General features: G+C 60.0%; 17 protein-coding genes and 1 pseudogene. 8 read left to right on the top strand and 10 right to left on the bottom strand.

All coding sequences use genetic code 11. The features are described from left to right. Positions 1 to 98 (bottom strand): GTP-binding protein (locus B2M20_RS19030; protein ID WP_139372854.1); only part of this gene is annotated, 98 nt, incomplete at its 3' end. A 203-nt stretch (positions 99 to 301) separates the two neighbouring features. Here B2M20_RS19030 and B2M20_RS07635 point away from each other — a divergent pair. The 3 genes from B2M20_RS07635 to B2M20_RS07625 all read left to right on the top strand — a co-directional run bounded on the left by B2M20_RS07635 (position 302) and on the right by B2M20_RS07625 (position 4,547). Then, on the top strand, positions 302 to 862 hold the full coding sequence (locus tag B2M20_RS07635) for an RNA polymerase sigma factor (RefSeq protein WP_079446473.1): 561 nt from the start codon (positions 302 to 304) through the stop codon (positions 860 to 862). 61 nt (positions 863 to 923) lie between these two features. Continuing rightward, positions 924 to 1,883: a FecR family protein gene (locus tag B2M20_RS07630; RefSeq protein WP_079446478.1), complete on the top strand. Its 960-nt coding sequence runs from the start codon at positions 924 to 926 to the stop codon at positions 1,881 to 1,883. A 369-nt stretch (positions 1,884 to 2,252) separates the two neighbouring features. Further along, positions 2,253 to 4,547, top strand: a complete 2,295-nt coding sequence (locus tag B2M20_RS07625) for a TonB-dependent siderophore receptor (RefSeq protein WP_244553451.1) — start codon at positions 2,253 to 2,255, stop codon at positions 4,545 to 4,547. Positions 4,548 to 4,715: 168 nt separating this feature from the next. Here the strand turns inward: B2M20_RS07625 and B2M20_RS07620 are convergent, their stop codons facing one another. The 3 genes from B2M20_RS07620 to B2M20_RS07605 all read right to left on the bottom strand — a co-directional run bounded on the left by B2M20_RS07620 (position 4,716) and on the right by B2M20_RS07605 (position 6,487). Then, positions 4,716 to 5,426: an outer membrane protein gene (locus B2M20_RS07620; protein WP_079446471.1), complete on the bottom strand. Its 711-nt coding sequence runs from the start codon at positions 5,424 to 5,426 to the stop codon at positions 4,716 to 4,718. A gap of 259 nt (positions 5,427 to 5,685) precedes the next feature. Then, the gene (locus tag B2M20_RS07615; protein WP_244553453.1) at positions 5,686 to 6,060 is read right to left on the bottom strand and encodes a hypothetical protein; all 375 of its coding nucleotides are present in this window, start codon (positions 6,058 to 6,060) and stop codon (positions 5,686 to 5,688) included. Positions 6,061 to 6,289: 229 nt separating this feature from the next. Beyond that, entirely contained in the window at positions 6,290 to 6,487 is a 198-nt protein-coding gene (locus B2M20_RS07605) for a His-rich protein BRANT (RefSeq protein WP_079446468.1), read from the bottom strand. Positions 6,488 to 6,787: 300 nt separating this feature from the next. Here B2M20_RS07605 and B2M20_RS07600 point away from each other — a divergent pair, with 300 nt between their 5' ends. From B2M20_RS07600 to B2M20_RS07590, 3 genes are all read left to right on the top strand, one after another. Further along, positions 6,788 to 7,567 carry an NAD kinase gene (locus B2M20_RS07600; protein ID WP_079446467.1) on the top strand — a complete coding sequence of 260 codons (780 nt, stop codon included), beginning with the start codon at positions 6,788 to 6,790 and terminating at the stop codon, positions 7,565 to 7,567. 200 nt (positions 7,568 to 7,767) lie between these two features. Continuing rightward, positions 7,768 to 8,313, top strand: coding sequence for a response regulator (locus B2M20_RS07595; protein ID WP_079446466.1), 546 nt, complete (start codon positions 7,768 to 7,770; stop codon positions 8,311 to 8,313). Between the two features lie 10 nt (positions 8,314 to 8,323). After that, on the top strand, positions 8,324 to 8,902 hold the full coding sequence (locus B2M20_RS07590) for an Hpt domain-containing protein (protein WP_079446465.1): 579 nt from the start codon (positions 8,324 to 8,326) through the stop codon (positions 8,900 to 8,902). Positions 8,903 to 9,636: 734 nt separating this feature from the next. Here B2M20_RS07590 and B2M20_RS07585 read toward each other — a convergent pair. From B2M20_RS07585 to folE, 4 genes and pseudogenes are all read right to left on the bottom strand, one after another. After that, positions 9,637 to 10,803 (bottom strand): annotated as a pseudogene (locus B2M20_RS07585) (DUF2336 domain-containing protein); the annotation flags it as partial. A gap of 235 nt (positions 10,804 to 11,038) precedes the next feature. Continuing rightward, positions 11,039 to 11,983: a transglycosylase SLT domain-containing protein gene (locus tag B2M20_RS07580; protein ID WP_079446477.1), complete on the bottom strand. Its 945-nt coding sequence runs from the start codon at positions 11,981 to 11,983 to the stop codon at positions 11,039 to 11,041. Between the two features lie 150 nt (positions 11,984 to 12,133). Further along, entirely contained in the window at positions 12,134 to 12,571 is a 438-nt protein-coding gene (gene hisI / locus B2M20_RS07575) for a phosphoribosyl-AMP cyclohydrolase (RefSeq protein ID WP_079446463.1), read from the bottom strand. A 40-nt stretch (positions 12,572 to 12,611) separates the two neighbouring features. After that, entirely contained in the window at positions 12,612 to 13,310 is a 699-nt protein-coding gene (folE, locus tag B2M20_RS07570; RefSeq protein WP_079446462.1) for a GTP cyclohydrolase I FolE, read from the bottom strand. A 248-nt stretch (positions 13,311 to 13,558) separates the two neighbouring features. On the opposite strand from folE, the gene B2M20_RS07565 reads away from it, so the two are divergent. Beyond that, on the top strand, positions 13,559 to 14,014 hold the full coding sequence (locus B2M20_RS07565) for an iron-sulfur cluster assembly scaffold protein (RefSeq protein WP_079446461.1): 456 nt from the start codon (positions 13,559 to 13,561) through the stop codon (positions 14,012 to 14,014). Between the two features lie 95 nt (positions 14,015 to 14,109). On the opposite strand, the gene B2M20_RS07560 is transcribed toward B2M20_RS07565, so the two are convergent. Continuing rightward, a complete protein-coding gene (locus B2M20_RS07560; RefSeq protein ID WP_079446460.1) occupies positions 14,110 to 15,027 on the bottom strand; it encodes a COG3904 family protein in 918 nt (305 codons plus the stop codon). A gap of 264 nt (positions 15,028 to 15,291) precedes the next feature. Between B2M20_RS07560 and yidD the strand changes: the two genes are divergently transcribed. Then, positions 15,292 to 15,636 carry a membrane protein insertion efficiency factor YidD gene (gene yidD, locus B2M20_RS07555; RefSeq protein WP_079446459.1) on the top strand — a complete coding sequence of 115 codons (345 nt, stop codon included), beginning with the start codon at positions 15,292 to 15,294 and terminating at the stop codon, positions 15,634 to 15,636. A gap of 212 nt (positions 15,637 to 15,848) precedes the next feature. Here yidD and B2M20_RS07550 read toward each other — a convergent pair whose 3' ends face one another. Further along, a complete protein-coding gene (locus tag B2M20_RS07550; protein WP_079446458.1) occupies positions 15,849 to 16,895 on the bottom strand; it encodes a hypothetical protein in 1,047 nt (348 codons plus the stop codon). Positions 16,896 to 16,956: the final 61 nt, after the last annotated feature.

The raw sequence follows: 16,956 nt of genomic DNA, 5'->3' as shown, positions 1-16,956 counted from the left end.
GTAATCGCAGCCGTCAATGACGTCTTGCCATGATCAACATGACCAATCGTCCCAATGTTGCAATGCGGCTTGTTACGTTCAAATTTCGCTTTGGCCATTCCTCACCCCTTACGATCCGGCACACGGGCGGCATCGAACCGCGGGTGGGTTACTGCGGATAATGCCCCCATTCAAGCCAAATTCCGCACCGACTTCCTGACCTAACCTCGGCCAAGAGGAGCTGATCCCGCTTCGAATGCGGGACTGATTTAGATGCGATCTAAAGTTATGAGCTTGCGCTGCACCTTATTTGTCTCTGTATATGCCTGCATACTCAGACAGGAATCGTAGCGTGGCGCCGGCCGGCATTCTTGACAGCGACAACCTTCTGGATCGCGCCATCGAAGCGCACTACGCCGACATCAAAACGGCGGTGCTTCGCCGCGGCTGCGCACGCGGGTTCGTCTCGGATGTAGTCCACGATCTCTATATCAAACTTGCCGAACAGCCCGACGTTCTGAAGGGCAAGCGTTCATTATGCGCTTTCCTGTGCCGCTCGGCGATTAACCTCGGCATCGATCGCATGCGCCGGGCGCGGCTCGAGCAGCACCTTTTTTCAGGAACAGCGGTCGAGGCGCTTGCGGTTCCTGCCGAAACGGCCGCGCCTGATTATGGCCTCGAGGTCGAGGCTCGCCTCGCGGTGTTGCGCGAGGCCATTGCGGAGCTTCCGGCGCGACGGCGCGCCGTTTTCGTCCTGCACCGTCTCCACCGCCTCGAGCCCGACCAGATCGCGCGAAAGCTCAATATCTCGCGAAATATGGTCGACCGGCACCTTCGGCGGGCACTCGCGCATTGCCTCGATCGCCTGCTCGGTATCGAGTAAGAGTCCTTCTCAACAGGACTCGCCCGTCTCCATGATGGGTGAGAAGCGATCAGGAGTCGCGATGACAACCGACCAATCAGCGCAGGCAAGCCGCAAACGACATGAAGAAGCCGCTGCCTGGGTGCTGAAGAATCGTGACATGAATCAAAGCGCACACGAAAGTCGCGCATTTGAGGAGTGGCTCGACCGGGGCCAGGAGAACAGAACGGCGTACGAGGCGGCCGAGCGGCTGATGGGCGAAGCGCGCACGGTCATTTTGAACGATCCGGCCCTGCGGAATTTCAAAGTCAAGCCGCGCCCGCGTGTCGCCAAGACGCTTGCGGTTGCGATTCTCGGCGCGGCGCTCGCCGGCGGCGCCTTCGTCTATTCCGACGGCCCGATGCGGCTTCTGGCCAATGCAAGGTCGGGCACGGGAGAAATGCCGACCATCGAACTGGCGGATGGCACCACCATTCAGCTCAACGCCTTTTCCGCCATCTCCTACCGATTTACAGCAGAAACTCGCACGGTAACATTGCTGCGCGGTCAGGCATTCTTCCAGGTTGCGAAGGATACAAATCGTCCGTTTGTTGTCGAGGCGAATGGCGGGCTGACGACCGCGCTCGGGACGGCCTTCGATGTCCGGCTGGATCCGAGTTCAACAGAAGTGACGGTGACCGAACATGCTGTATCGGTCACTCCTCATACGCACGCCGACCCTGCGGTCCGGGTGAACGAGGGCCAGCAGGCCGTATATGACCGTGACGGCAGGGTGAAGGATGTTCGGCAGGCCGACACTCATACCGCGCTGGCGTGGCGCCGGGGCCAACTCGTGGTTGACAATGCGCTGTTGGCCGACGTTGTGACAGAGATAGGTCGCCATTTTGCGGGGCGTATCATCATATCGAATTCGGACCTCGCCGGACGCCGCGTCAGCGGTACATTTACCGTCACCGATACCGATGCGGCGCTCGCGCTCTTGCGCGAGTCTCTGGGACTTAGTGTGATCCGGATGGGTCCGCTGATCGTGCTGCGGGGATAATCCATCCTTTCTTTGTCTCCGTCATGGCCGGGTTTATCCCGGCCATCCACGTCTTGCTTGTTGCGATGCGGTGAAGACGTGGATGCCCGGCACACGGCCGGGCATGACGGGAGAGAAATTTCCTCCTCGTCCAGAGTCCCAAAGCGTTCCCTTCGTTCGTCACTCCATTGAAAGGCTGACTGTCCGCCATCCCGGCGGAGCGGCATGATTTTGGGGACGAGTTCGATGGCGGGGGAAACAACGGGGCAGCGGCGACAATCACAGATTTTGAGGCGGGCTCGATCACTCCTGTTGGGGACGACGCTGCTTGCAACCGGTTTCGTCGTGCCGGCAGTTGCTCAGAATGCGCCTGCGTCCGTGGCGCGGACCATGTCCATTCCTGCTGGCCCGCTGACGACGGCCTTGAATCGGCTGGCCGCCCAAACCGGAATGCAGGTGTTGTTCGATGCGTCGATCGCGCGGGGCAAAACGACGGGCGGCGCCCACGGTGAGCTGACTGCTAATCAGGCGTTGTCGGCGATCCTGAGCGGAACCGGCCTCGTCGCGCGGGCAACCGGTCCAAACGCGATCACGATCGTTTCGCCGTCAGCGGCCGGCGGCGCGGCGCCGGCCGGAGCGATTTCGCTCGATACCATCGACGTACAGGGCGAGACCGCGCGGGGGCCGGTGCAGGGCTACGTTGCAAACCGCAGCGCAACAGCCACGAAAACCGATACGCCGTTGATCGAGGTGCCGCAGTCGATTTCAGTCATTGGGGCCGAGCAAATCCGCGATCAGAAAATCGTTTCGAAGTTCGATGATACCCTGCGCTATACGCCGGGAGTCGTGGCTGCCCAGTATGGGCAGGATCATGGCGATGACTGGTTTGTTATCCGCGGATTTTTTGCGCAGAACGACTCGCTTTTTCTCGATAACCTGCAGCTCTACAGTTCCACTTTTACCGGCTGGAAACTGCAGCCGTTCAATCTTGAGCGCGTCGAAGTGCTGCGCGGCCCGTCAGCAATTTTGTACGGCGGATCGGCGCCGGGCGGATTGGTCAACGCCGTAAGCAAGGCGCCTCCCGCCGAGCGCCTTGGCTTTATCGAGGCCGGCGTCAACAATTTCGGCAACGCTTACACGCAGTTTGACTTCGGCGGTCCTGTCACGACGACCGAGCCGGGATCCGGCAAAATTCTCTACAGGATCGTCGGCCAGGTCAATCGCGGCGGCACGCAGACAAACTTCGTCAACGACGACAACTATTTCATCGCGCCGTCCGTGACCTTTCTACCCGATGTGGACACGCGGCTTACGGTGCTCGCCATGGCATCCCAGAACAGGACGAGGGTGCAAGGTTTTCTGCCTTATATCGGAACCGTGACCGACGCTCCGTTCGGCCGAATACCGACGAACCTGTTTATCGGCGACCCCTCTGTCGGCGACTACAGCAGGCAGCAAAAAATGGTCAGCTATCAATTCGAGAAGCATCTCTCGGACAACGCGACGTTCCGCCAGAACGGGCGCGTTGCGAATGTCGCTGCTGACTATAACGGCATAATCGGGTTTGGCTACGCGACCACTCCGGCCGCAGCCGACATCGCGCGCGGCACCTTCATCGCCCGCAATAATGCCACTCAACTCAGTCAGGACAATCAGTTTGAGTATCGCTTTGCGACGGGTCCGTTCCGGCATACCGCGGTGATGGGTCTTGACTTAAAACATTATGCGCTCGACGACAAACAGGGTATGGGGCCCGCTACCGATCTGAACGTCCTCAATCCGGTGTATGGCGTTAACCCGCCCTTCGACGGCCCGCTTTATCGGGACGGCCGCGTGACACAAAAGCAGGCCGGCCTCTACCTGCAGGACCAGATCAAGTGGGATCGTTTGACGCTGGTCCTGTCGGGCCGCAACGACTGGGTAAAGCAAGTCTATACCGACCTATTTACTTTAACCCGACAGGACAGCAAGTTTTCCGGCCGCGCCGGCCTGATCTACAACTTTGACAATGGCGTTGCACCCTATGTTTCTTATGCAACGAGCTACAACCCGATCGTGATCATCAATGCCGCCGGTAATTTGCTCCTACCCGAAACCGGTGTGCAGACTGAAGTCGGCTTGAAGTACCAGCCCTCTGGTCTGAACGCACGGTTCGGCATCGCTTTGTTCGACCTCAAACGCCAGAATGCCCTGACTGTCGATCCGATCAATCCGACTTTCCAGAGACAGAATGGCGAGGTGACGTCGCGCGGCCTCGAGCTGGAAGCCGTGGCCAATATCACCCGCGATTTCAAAGTGGTTGCGAGTTATACCAACTACGACCTGTTCATCAGCAAGGATCTCGATCCGACCTTGATCGGTAAGGTTCCGACCACCGTCCCGCGGCAGATTGCTTCGTTATGGACGGACTACACGTTCAGGGAAGGCTCGCTGGACGGCTTTGGTCTCGGTGGCGGCGTGCGCTATGTCGGCTCATCTTTCGCCGACGTCGCCAATCTTCTTACCGTTCCGTCCGTGGTACTGGGTGATCTTGCCGTTCACTACGAATGGGCGAGTAACTGGCGCGCGGCAATCAACGTTATGAACATCGCCGACACCGCTTATGTCGCAGGCTGTGGCGGTTTTACTTCATGCTACTACGGCGACCGGCGCCGCATCACGGGAAGCCTCTCCTACAAGTGGTGATGGTTGCTTTAAGATGACGCGTGCCCGCGACTATGGATTACGCGCCGCGAAATAGGTCGACCGCATTTGATCCGCAATCGGACAGCAGATCGCATCATGCGCAACTAAAAAGGCCGGCGAAGCCGGCCTTTCTCGTTCAAGCCCGTATCGGGCGATCCGCAGGCGATCTCAGTAATGAGGGACCGCCGGTCCGCCCCATCCGAAGCGATAGTTCACGCCGGCCTTGACGGTATGCTCGTCGTTGCGGAAGCTCGCTCCGACAACATCAGCCGGCGAACCCGCACCGAATGTCGTCTTGCCGAAGTTGTAATACTGGTACTCTGCTTTAGCGGACCAGTTCGGCGCGAACATATATTCAAGACCTGCACCGACAGTGTAACCACTGTCCCGATTTCCATTGGTTGTGAAAGCCTGCGGCACCCCAGCCGCGTTGGAGACACCCAGCGTGCTGTCCCTGAACGCATAGCCGCCTTTGGTATACAGAAGAGCCGGCCCCCAGGCATAGCCGAGCCGACCGGTCACTGAGCCCAAGCCGGGGTTACCACCAGTCACAATACTGCCGCCAGGGAAGACCACATCTCCTCTGTAGTTGGCGAGCCAGCTATATTGGGCCTCGATGCCGAGCACCCATTGGTTCGCAAACTGGTAGTCGGCACCGCCCTGCACGCCTCCGAGGAAACGACCGTCGCTTCCCCCCAGTCCGCCGCCGAACGCCCCGCCGAGATGGCCGCCGACGTAGAAGCCAGTCCAGTTGTAGACAGCCTGCGGCGGTGTAGAAGGCAGTGGCGCCTTGGTATAGGGTCGCGGCTGAAGGTCAGCCGCAAATGCTGGTGCAGCGACGGCTGCAACGGCAGCGATCGTAAGCAAGAATTTTTTCATGATGGGTTTCCCCTCTCATTGGATTACCACCATCGTTCGTTCACCTTGGTCAAACAACGTGGCGCGAATTTGGTTGCCGGGCTGCATAACGGCGACGTCGGCGCACCACAACGCTGTTCCTATGTAGGAACTGTCGCCCGGAAAAACAGGGCCTCGTTTGCCGCAGTTCCACCACAGAATCTCTGCGGACCTAAGGGCTCCAGACTCGTCAAAATGCGATCAAATGATTTGAGACCCGAAGCCCAGCCCTACCGGTGGCTCAGCGCGTCAGCTTCTCGAGTTCCGGGAACGGCGCGTAGACCGCGCCCGCACAGATGTCATCGACCTTCTCAATCATGCGATCGAGCCGCGCATCGACATACACGACCGCACGCTGCACCACACCCCGATAACTGCCGTCGATTTCTCGGGCGTTATAGCGCAGGCAACTCACGTAACGCAGCCTGCCACCGACGGTGCGCTGAGCCGGTTCGGCCATCGCGGCGTCCCGAATGCCGGCGGGGTTATTGAGGTAGGTTCTGAGAAACGCCAGCAATTGAGCGCGATAATCGGCTGGAAATGGTTGATTGGCCACCCCGCGATCATCGGTATAGACGAGGCCGCCCTGACCACCGCCCTGCTCGCTGTCGGTCATGCAGGCCGCGAGCGATGCCGCCAGCATCACGATCGCCAGGAATTTTGCAGATGTCCCCAACGTCCGTCCGTCTTTCCGGTTTGTAATTCTCCCGAAAGCACTAAACCGTCCGCTGCCGAAAACAAATTCGTATTTCGCTTATCCGCGCAAAAGTTCGGGTTGCGACGAATCGAGGCTTGCGGCAGCCAAAAGCGATCGCCGCAAGCCCTGATCGCACCTCGTGACGGAATTAGCTCTGCTTGGGGGCGCTATGATGACGGTGATGAGATTTCGTCTTGGCCTTGGCCTTGGCGTTGGCGTTCAGCACTTTCGAGTTGACGGTCGCCGTCTTGGCCGCCGGGGCCTGGTCCGTGCGGGAGGTGCTAGCCATCGCGGGCGCAACAAACACGGAAGCCGCAAGCAGTGCGGCCGAAATCGTCTTGAACATCGATTGGTCTCCTTGGAGCGTGGATCGCCGAGGTCGCCGTCCGGATGGCCGGGCTCTTCGATAAGACCCCCATCATGAAAGCGCGTAGCTGAATGCACGCTGAAGCGCGATGGCGGCCTCTGTTCACCTTGATGAACAGTTGGTCATAAGCGCGATCGGCGGAGCCTTGTCCTTTCCCGCTAACCATGGACTGACCCGGGCCTCGACACGCGACCGCAAAGCGCGGTTAAGTGCCTCTTCGATAGCCGGCGTGACCGAAAACAACACGTCAACGGCAGTTGCGGAAGCCTGCGAACCATCATGCCCTCACCCCAGTCCTATAACCGGATCGCATTTGTCGCGGGCGCAAGTCCAGAAGCCCAGCAGGCGCTGACAGAGTTGGTGGAGACTTATGGCAATCGCGATCCCGCGGACGCCGATGTGCTGGTTGCGCTCGGCGGCGATGGGTTGATGCTGCAAACACTGCAGCGGAACATGCGGTCGGGAAAGCCGATCTACGGGATGCATCGCGGCACGGTTGGATTTCTGATGAACGAATACAGCCGGCATGATCTCCAGGCGCGCCTCGCTGCCGCGACCGACACCGTTATCCATCCGCTGTTGATGCGCGCGACCGATATTCATGGCGCGATTCATAATCATCACGCCATCAATGAAGTATCGGTATTTCGCCAGACCCACCAGGCAGCGCGGCTGCGCATCCTGATCGACGAGCGCGAACGCATGGCCGAACTTGTCGCCGACGGCGTATTGGTTGCCACGCCGGCCGGATCGACCGCCTATAACCTGTCGGCGCAGGGACCGATCCTGCCGATCAACGCGGCGCTGCTCGCTCTGACTCCGATCAGTCCCTTCCGTCCGCGGCGCTGGCGCGGCGCGCTGTTGCCAGATACGGCCGTGGTGACAATCGAGGTGCTTGAAGGCGAAAAGCGCCCGGTGGCCGCCGTCGCCGATCACGATGAAGCTCGCAACGTCCGCCGCGTCGAGGTCTCATCGGACAAAATGATCTCAATGCGAATGCTGTTCGACCCGGGCCACAGCCTCGAGGAACGAATCCTCAGAGAGCAGTTCGGGTACTGAGTTCCTTCCCTCTCCCTCCTTTTTAGAGTGGACGGTTTCGAGCGACGCGAGAAACCTGGTGAAGCGATCGATCTCTTGTCGCCCCTCGCCGGCTCGAACTTCGCTGCTTCGCTCGCCTCCCCGAGGGAGACAGAAGGAACGGCAACCATTCATTAACGGCGACGGCATATAGTTAACGGCAAGTATACCGGGCCCGCATCATGTACGGCATTGACTTCAACAAGCTGCGGTTTCTCGTCTGCGATGACAACGCACACATGCGCCGCATTCTGCGCACGTTGCTGCATTCGTTTGGCGCGCGCGAAGTCTACGAGGCCGAGGACGGAGCCACCGCCCTCGAAATGTTTACTCATTATGTTCCGGACATCGTCATCGTCGACTGGGCGATGCCGATCTTCGATGGTATCGAGCTTACGCAAATGATCCGCCAGCCGGACTCGAAGGGAAACCCGTTCGCCCCGATCATCATGCTGACCGGACACTCGGAGAAGCGGCGCGTCACAGTCGCGCGCGATGCTGGTGTCACCGAATTTCTGGCGAAACCGATTTCAGCCAAGGGGCTCTATCAACGAATCCTGAACGTCGTGGTCTCGCCCCGCCCTTTCATCAAGACCAAAAACTATTTCGGTCCGGACCGCCGGCGCAATACCAGCAACGGCTATATTGGCCCCGAGCGCCGCGGCACCAAGGAGCCCGACGTCATCCCGCAGCCATCGCTGCTGGATAAGGCGCGAGCCCCGGGCTAAAGGCACGGCGATGCAGAAGAAAGATCCCGCCGAACTGACGATCCAGGCATTCGCCGACCATCACGTCATCACCCCGCCCAATCGGCTGCGCAACGTCGTTCGGCTGATCGACGAGAAAAATTTAGACGACCCGATCGCGCTTGCCGAAAAGGCACTGGCGGGGCTTTCGGACGAATTCTCCAAGTGGATGGCGATCGAGTGTGACCGCCTTGTCGCCGCCCACGCGGCCATTCTCAAGAACGGATTCACGCCGGCCACCCGTGACGAACTGTTTCGCGCCGCGCACGACATCAAAGGCGACGCCGCAACCTTCGAGTATCCCGCCGCCGCCGCCGGTGCCGAAAGCCTCTGCCGCATCATCGAACATTCGCCGGCTCTCGACCGGGTACCTACGGAGCTGATCGCCTATCACATCAACGCGATCCAGGCGATCGTGCGCGAGCACGCCAGCCCCGGCACCGAGGCCATCGCAAAGGAGATCAACCGGAAACTGCGTCTTGTCGCCGATGAATATCTCGCAACGGTCAACCAGGACCGTCCCGAACATCTTGAAGCCATTCTCGCGCCGAGCATTGCGCCGACAGAATAGCGCTCGGCCGTTCCTGCAAGCGGCTGAGGATCTGTTCTCACGCGGCTTCTTTTATCACTAAGATTTCCGCTGGAAGATCAGCCCTATCGAGCGTTTTTTTTGAACGAAGTGGAATCCGCTTCGCGTAAAGAGAACGCGTCAAACCAAAAGAAATCCTTTGCCGTTTCCGTGAGCGATGAATTTTAAGTCTTCGCTCGAACGAACTACGCCGCCGCAAGTAGATCGCTGAGCAGCGGTTCGCGATATGCTCGCGGTGAATCTTTGGGCTCGCCAAAGCTCAGCTCACGGGACGCGGACTCGTATGACGCCGGCTCGTCAAACCTCGGTTCGAGGCGTTCCGGTTCATAAGACGCAACAGCGTAAGACCCAGCCTCGCAAAGTTCGGATTCGTAAGACTCAATTCCGTACGACTCAATTTCGTAAGGCTCCGCTTCATAAGGCTCCGCTTCATAAGGCTCCGCTTCATAAAGCAAAGCTTCGCAAGACCTCGCGTCGTCGGGCTCAACTTCATCAAACTCGCGTTCGTCGAACTGAGTTTTGAACGCCCAGCGGTCGAGGAATCGCGGCCTAAAATCCTTCACCGCTTCACGGAGACGTTGAAGGACTCTCGTATTTTGATTTGATGCGTTTTCTTCACGCGAACCGCTCAAAAACGCTATAGAGGGGGCAGGTTCGCGAAACTCCTCGCGAAACTCAGGTTCGTAAAACTCCGGCTCGCAAACCGGCATTTCATCAATTTCGTCGCGCGTCGGCTCGGCGGCTGCTTCGGTAACCAGTTCGTCACAGAACACACGCGCTTCCTCGCGCGCCGATTCCGTCGCGAACCGCCGCAGCAGGATCAGCAGAGGCTCCGAAACCTCAGCAGGCGCCGTTTCGCACATCGTCAGCACACGCTCGACCATGCGGCGGCGTAGCCGCGTCGTACCGCCGACCGTCCCGACAAAGCCAATCTCGTCGCGCGCTTCCAGCGCGGCGCGAAACGCAGGGAACGTGGATTCCGGCAACCCCGCCCGCGTCAGCAGCGCGGGAAGGCTCGCGCCGCCGCGATCATGAACCAGCGCGGTGACGCGACTTAAAGGCAGGCCAGACAATTCCACCAGCGCATGGTCGAACAGCTCCGTATTGCCCGACAGCAGCGCGCGCAAAATCAATCCGGGGGTGAGTTGCCCGGTGGCGCGCAGATGCGCGACCAGACTGCACATGTCGTCGTCTCGCGCATGTGCAGCGATGTCAACGATCGAGCGATCCCGCGCATCGCTAACCGCACGGCCGGCGCGATCGGCATTGAGCCAGCTCCGTGAGACAACGAACCGCGCCAGCGAGTTCGAAAGCTTTGTGGCCAGCGCGAGCCGTGTGACCACTGGCAGATCCTCGAGCGCCAGCATCGATTCCCGGATCGCCGCGAGATGACCATGCCGCTCGACGATGCGGTCCCATGACATCGGCGCGATATTCGCGCCCGGATTTTCGATCAGTTCAAGTGCCGCCGCCGCCGAGCCAACCTCGGCAAGGGCTGCGCAGACCGACACCGGCACGTGAACGCGGCGCGCGACGGCGCACTGCACTTCACAGCTACCGGTCGCGACGATGTCGACGAGGTCCGCATCGATCAAGAGTGGCGAATGTTCGAGAATCGGAATAGCGACCGACGGCTGATCGACCGACAGTGCCCGGACAATGGCCGGCGGCGCGCTCGCGCTACGCGCGAAAACGTCCGCCATCGCCCGGCGAACCAGCGGAGACGAGTCATCGAGCTGCAACAGCAGCCCGCCCTCGGCAGCGGCGCGGTCGTCATCGGACAGATCGGATATGAGCCACGCGCGGGCTAGCGCTCGCGTCGCTTCGGCCCGCTCGCCTGCGGGGGCGGTCCGTACCCAGCTTAGGAATTGCCGAACGATCATGGTGTTTCCGGCTTACGCACCGACACCGCGAAACGGTGTCGGTCATAGAAAATAAACCATGACGCTTAACAAAGGGTTCACCATAACCGTTTGCCTTCGTTGACGCTTCGTTAACGCGGCGAGTTCACGCGCACGATGAGACGATCGCGTTAGATCGTCATGCGAGGGGTTAGCAGTGCGCAGCGTCGTTCGGAAAACAACAAACGACTAAACTCGTCCAGGGTTCGTTGCGCCCCTACCCGCTGTAAGCACCGTTGCGATCGCTGAACAGATCGAACGGCGGACGCGGATCTGAAACCGATGGGTTCTGCGCCGTGGTGGACGGCGCACCCCACAATTCCTGAACGACCGGAGACACCGGCTGGGTACGCTCGCCGACCTGAAACAGCGAACGGAACGTCGGCTGGCTTGGCGCGGCCGAGGAGGAAGCCGCGATCGGCGCGACGCCGCGCACGTCGGGCAGGCGTGACAGATAGGCCGCCTGGTCGGATGGCGTCGAGGACTGCGTTTCAGACGTCATGGCCATACGGGTCGCGGGCGAATTGGCGGCGACAGCGTAGCGCCGGTCCAGATCGGCGTAGACTTCCGAGACGCTACGTGCGCGGCCGTCAGAATCATAGAAGATCGGACGATTGGCGGCGGCGGCATTCGGAAACAGCCGCGCACCGGACGCTTGTGGATTGTCCTCGGCATTCGCGATCAGTTTCGCGGCTCCACTGACGCCCATGAAGTGCGCCATGTAGAGTTCGCTGTCGGTCGGACGCCGGCCTATCAGGCCAGTCAGCTTGAAACTGTTGGATTGCGTCAGCACCCCCGCCATGGCTGACGCGATAGCCGGGTCATCACGCAGCTTGAGAATAGCGGCGCGGGTCGCCGGATCAGCGACGGAATAGCTGCCAGATGGCGATTTGGCGATAGCGTCGGCATAGCCGTTAAAGCCGAGCGCCGGTCCCGCCTCCTTTACCGTGCCGAGCCACGTCTGCTCGATGAACTGATAGAGGCCCTTGGCGGACGACGTGCCGGCAGCGGCATGAGGATTGAAATTGGATTCCATCTTGGCGGTCGCGAGCAGATATTCGAAGCTCGCTCCCGTGGCCTCGGCTGCCCGCTTGATGGCGGTAGTTATTCCGCCGAAAATTCCGCTCAGTCCCGAAGCGGCGTTGGCGGCATCGACGCTCATCTTGATCTCCGCTCCCGCGACCGCCCGCCTGCATAGCACCGGAAAATCCGTCGTCTATTCCGACGTTTCCAGACGGCTATTCGCTCGGATCGCAAGGTGGAAGATTATGGTTAACAGGGCCTTAACGGAGGCCTGCACAACCCAAAGCCGTCAGGCCTTCGCGCCGTAAACATCGGCCGGATCGAAGAGCCTGTCGGCATCCACAAACGAAAGGCCTATTTTGTCGCCATCACCTTTTGTCACCGCCCGGTAGAAACACGAACGCCGTCCGGTATGGCAGGCGGCGCCTTGCTGTTCGACCTTGATCCAGACCGCGTCCTGATCGCAGTCCGTTCGCATCTCGATCACTCGCTGGATCTGACCCGAACTCTCACCTTTCCGCCATAAGGCCTTGCGTGAGCGGCTGTAATACCAGGCATCACCGGTCTCAACGGTCCGCCGCAGCGCCTCTTCATTCATGTGTGCGACCATGAGAACGTCGCCAGTTTTGGCATCCGTGGCAACGCAGGTCACGAGTCCGGACGCGTCAAAGCGGGGCTGGAACACCAGCCCCTCCTCGACCTCGGATGAAGGTTTTGATCCAGACACAGGAAATCCCTTCGGAATATCGTGGAGGGATTTAACGCGGCTACCCTCGTACCATGGACAGGAAGCGCGCCTGCTCCGTGGGATTGTCGCGGAATACGCCCGTGTACCGGCTTGTGAACGTCATCGCGCCATGCTTGGCGACGCCGCGCACCGACATGCAGGTATGCTCCGCCTCGATCATCACGGCGACGCCCCGCGGTTTAAGCACCTCGTCCACGGCCGCGGCGATCTGCGCGGTCATGTGCTCCTGGGTCTGGAGCCGCCGGGCGAAGATGTCAGTCAAGCGCGCCAGCTTGGACAGCCCGACAACCCGCTCCACCGGCGTATAGGCGATATGTGCCTTGCCATAGAACGGCATCATGTGGTGCTCGCACTGCGAGGTGAACTGGATGTCACGCACCAGCACGAAATCATCATAGCCTGCCGTTTCACCAAAGGTCCGGTTCAACACCTCGGCCGGACACTGATGATAGCCCTGATAGATCTCGTCATACGACTCGATCACCCGGCGTGGAGTATCGAGGAGCCCCTCGCGGTCCGGATTTTCCCCGATATAGGATAACAACGTTCTGATAGCGCCTTCGGCTTCATGCCGCGACGGGCGCTGCCGGTTCGGCTGAACCGCCGCCAGAAACTCCGACGGGTCCAGCTGGGCGGGAGAGAACCCGGCAGGTTTGACGTTATTGGATTTGACGTCAGAAGGTTTGCTGCCGCGTAGCGGCTTGATCAAAGCGTCCATCTTCACTCCGTTCGACCGGCCTCGCGTGAGACCGGAGTGTCACCGGGCAGACGGGGCAGCATTGCACGCCACCGGACGCCTGAGTCCCTTGATATTCAACATTGCAACGTCCGAATCGAACTTCAATCCGGGTGCGACGGAAAATCGCCGGATTGCGTTTCCCGGCAATAGATACATATATAGGCTTCGAGGTTCCCGCCGCCAAGAGCGTCGCTCCGCCTCTTTCAGCGAATTCAATGTCGAAACCTATGCTGAACGACGTTTACAACACTCGCATTATCGAACTGGCCGGCAATATTCCGCGCCTGGGCCGTCTTGCGGCGCCAGACGCCAGCGCCACCGCTCATTCGAAGCTGTGCGGGTCCACCGTCAAGATCGATCTCAAGATGGATGGCTCTATTATCACGGACTTCGCGCACGACGTGAAGGCCTGCGCGCTCGGCCAGGCGTCCTCCTCGATCATGGCGCGCCATGTGGTCGGCTCGACCGCCAGCGAACTCCGCGAGTTGCGCGAGATCGTTCACAGGATGCTGAAGGAAAACGGCGCACCGCCCGAAGGAAAGTGGGCCGACATCGCGCTGCTCGAACCGGTGCGCGATTACAAGGCGCGCCACGCATCCACCATGCTGACGTTCGATGCGGTCGTCGATGCCATCGGTCAGATCGAGACAAAATCAGCCGCGCTGACCACCGCCCAAAGCTAAAGTTCCCCGGTTACCGTTCGCGGGAAGAAAGCCATCAGATCAAATCATAGAGCCACGCTTCTGATCCCGTCAGGAGCGGAAAGGCTCTCGTGTCGTTATTGAGGCCGGTCCGAAGCAGCGCTCGCCGCAGCGTGCCCGGCGGATTCCGCTTCAGCTGTCTTGGTCGGCTGGCCGGTCATCATCGCCGCCGCGGGTGCATTCGTTATACCGGGAAAGCGATCCTGCACCGGCTTTGTGACAAGATCGGCAACTGGCGCCTCGACGACCTCCCCACCCGGCAACACATCCGCAACACGGTCTGTCGTCATAAGATTGGCGGAACGCAATTCCGCTGGCGACAATTCGTGAAGGGCCTCCCAGGGAGGAATACTGAGCGCCAGGTGCAGCAGATCGCCGGACCCGCCCATCTCGAAGGTGTACTTGGCGAGCCGACCAATATCGCGCTCTACGATCATCAAATCCTCGGCAGTGTAGCTCGCAGCCCTGGCATCGTCCGCGCGATCACCCATCCAGATCTGATGTACGCGAACATGTGCACGCTCAGGCACATAGCGGGTTTTTCCCGACAGCAACACGAACACGCACATGGACTCGCAATAGGCTTCGGGCAACACAGCTGCGCGATCACCCGCCACCGTCTTGACGACGACGCTGGCCCCAACCGTGGTGCGCACGCCGAGTTCTCGCCAGCGCCGCCCGAGCGCAATGGCATCGTTGACCGAGCCGCCACCGGAATCGAGCACGACCGTCGCACCGGTAAGATCGCGCCCGGCGGCGAAGTCGTTGAAGGCTTTCGGAGTTTCGCTCGTTACGAGGCCAACGGCGCTGATCCAGCTCCCACAGTGCGGCTCACAAGCAATCCAGGAGAAACGCATCGGATGCTTGCGTGCCTCGAGGTTTTCTTTCGTCGAACCCTGCTCAAACGCAGATGCGAAACCTGAAAAGGCAAAACAAAAAGCTGCCGCGCACAGAAGCGTCCGTCCGTAGAAGCCGGATGATTTCGCGAACCTCAATTCGGTCCCTTCCCCACAGCCGATGTTGCCTGATCTAACGCAGCTCGATGTTCCAATCCGATGCAGTAACCCGAACGCATAACCCTACGTTCAACACGATGATCCTGTTAGCAGAAACTAGCCGTGAGACTTGTCAGCGTCCATAAACCTTTGCTGCGATTGTTCCTGGGAGTGTGCGATATTCTGCCACCTGTGGCGATATTGCAGCTTGATCTGGTTCTTCGGGGGAACCTGCGGCACACCTGAGAGAAAAGCTCCGCGTTCATGAAGCCCACGCCGCAAAGTTCCAGGTTCTGCCCGGCTTGCGCAAGTGCCGCTTTGCGGCTGCCCCGCAATGTCGGCCGAGCGTTGATCTGGATCTATCGCCATACCCTATCGCCGCTGGTGGGTTTCAACTGCCGGCACCTGCCGACATGCTCAGCCTACGGCGATGAAGCAATCGAGCGTTTCGGGCTTTGGGGTGGCGGCTGGATGACGTTGGCGCGGATCTTACGCTGCCATCCTTGGGGAACCTCCGGCATCGATAATGTTCCCGTAGCGAAACCATCCGGCGCTACCTGGTACCGGCCGTGGCGTTACGGCCGCTGGCGCGGCGTGAATGCCCCATGAGAGGATTTCCATAGCGTTTTCGAGCGAAGGGGGTATCGGTTCGCGTGAAGAAAACGTGGCAAATCAAAATCATAGAAGCGCCGCTTCTGATCCCATCAGAAGCGGAAAGGCTCGAATGAAGTATGTCGAGAACTGAGGTGTGGTTCGTTCAAAGAAAAGGGCGCTAAAACAAAAAGGTTTAACCCGATATTGATACATCGGATCCGGGAGCTTTAATGCGCGAGAACCTCGATTTCTCCGTCCACGCCGTTGAAGACCTCGAAGCCCCTCTCGAAGACCTTGCCTTCGTTCTTAGCGATGACGCGATACTCACCCTCGGCCAATATCACGCTGGGAAATGCTCCGATCGATTCCTTGATGACATCACCCCCAGGCGTCAGAACTGACCACGCAGTATTGGCCAGCGCTTCGCCGCCCTTGTCGCTGACGAGTTTCAGGGTGATGAGCGCGGCACGGTGAGAGATCGTTACGTCGGTCAACTTTCCTGCTTGCACACTGATGTCCGAGCGTACGACCGAGTTCGCGTCGCCATAGGTGGAGACGATGTAGTAAGTACCTTCCGGCAAGAGCATAACGTCGCCCCCAGCGACATTAGGCACCAGCGGCGCGCGCTCGGTACCCTCGAACTGACTACCCTTGTAGATGCTGAAGGAAATCTGGTTGGGCGGGATCATCGATGCGCCGACTCGACCCTCGATCTGCAGGCCGCCCGCCGGCAACACGAACGACTCGCGGTCGGTGTCAGGCTTGAGTGTCACAGGCCGCGCGGCGCTGACCAGCCCCAGCGAAACGTGCACGACATAGCCCCCCGGCGGGAGCACGAGGCTGGGAGTTGCATCATGGTTTTCGCGCACCAGCTTGAAGGCACCGGTCTCGTCGGGTCGTTCGGAATAAACTCGCCAGATCAGCCCGCTGTTGATAACCGGCAGATCCTTACCGTAGCGCGCGGTCAACGACAGAACCCCCTGCGCCGGAGCCGCGATGCTGGGCGGCGCCGTCAGCGGCACGGCGGCGGCCGGCACCTGAGTCAATGGCGCTGGTAGATTTGGCGTGGATGCCGGACCGGAGGACGGCGCAAGGCTGATCGCAGGTTCCGACGGAGCTTCCGGAATGGATGCTGGCGGGACCGGCGGCGGACGTTCGCCAAACAATTGTGCTGACGCGGCGTATGGAAAGGTCGCGAGAAGCGTGACGACCGAAACAAGGAACGGCCATGAGCGTCGGCTCGAATTACATCGATGATTTCCCCCGAAGATCATGGCGCCGGTTCTTCCCGGAAAACACGGCGAATTCAAGCCTGGGGACTTGCTCAGAATTGCA

Origin of the sequence: Nitrobacter vulgaris, from assembly GCF_002028545.1 — a bacterium.
In the GTDB taxonomy this organism is placed as follows: Bacteria; Pseudomonadota; Alphaproteobacteria; order Rhizobiales; family Xanthobacteraceae; genus Nitrobacter; species Nitrobacter vulgaris.
Note: the sequence above shows the minus strand (reverse complement) of the source record. Positions and strands in the feature narration are given on the sequence as shown.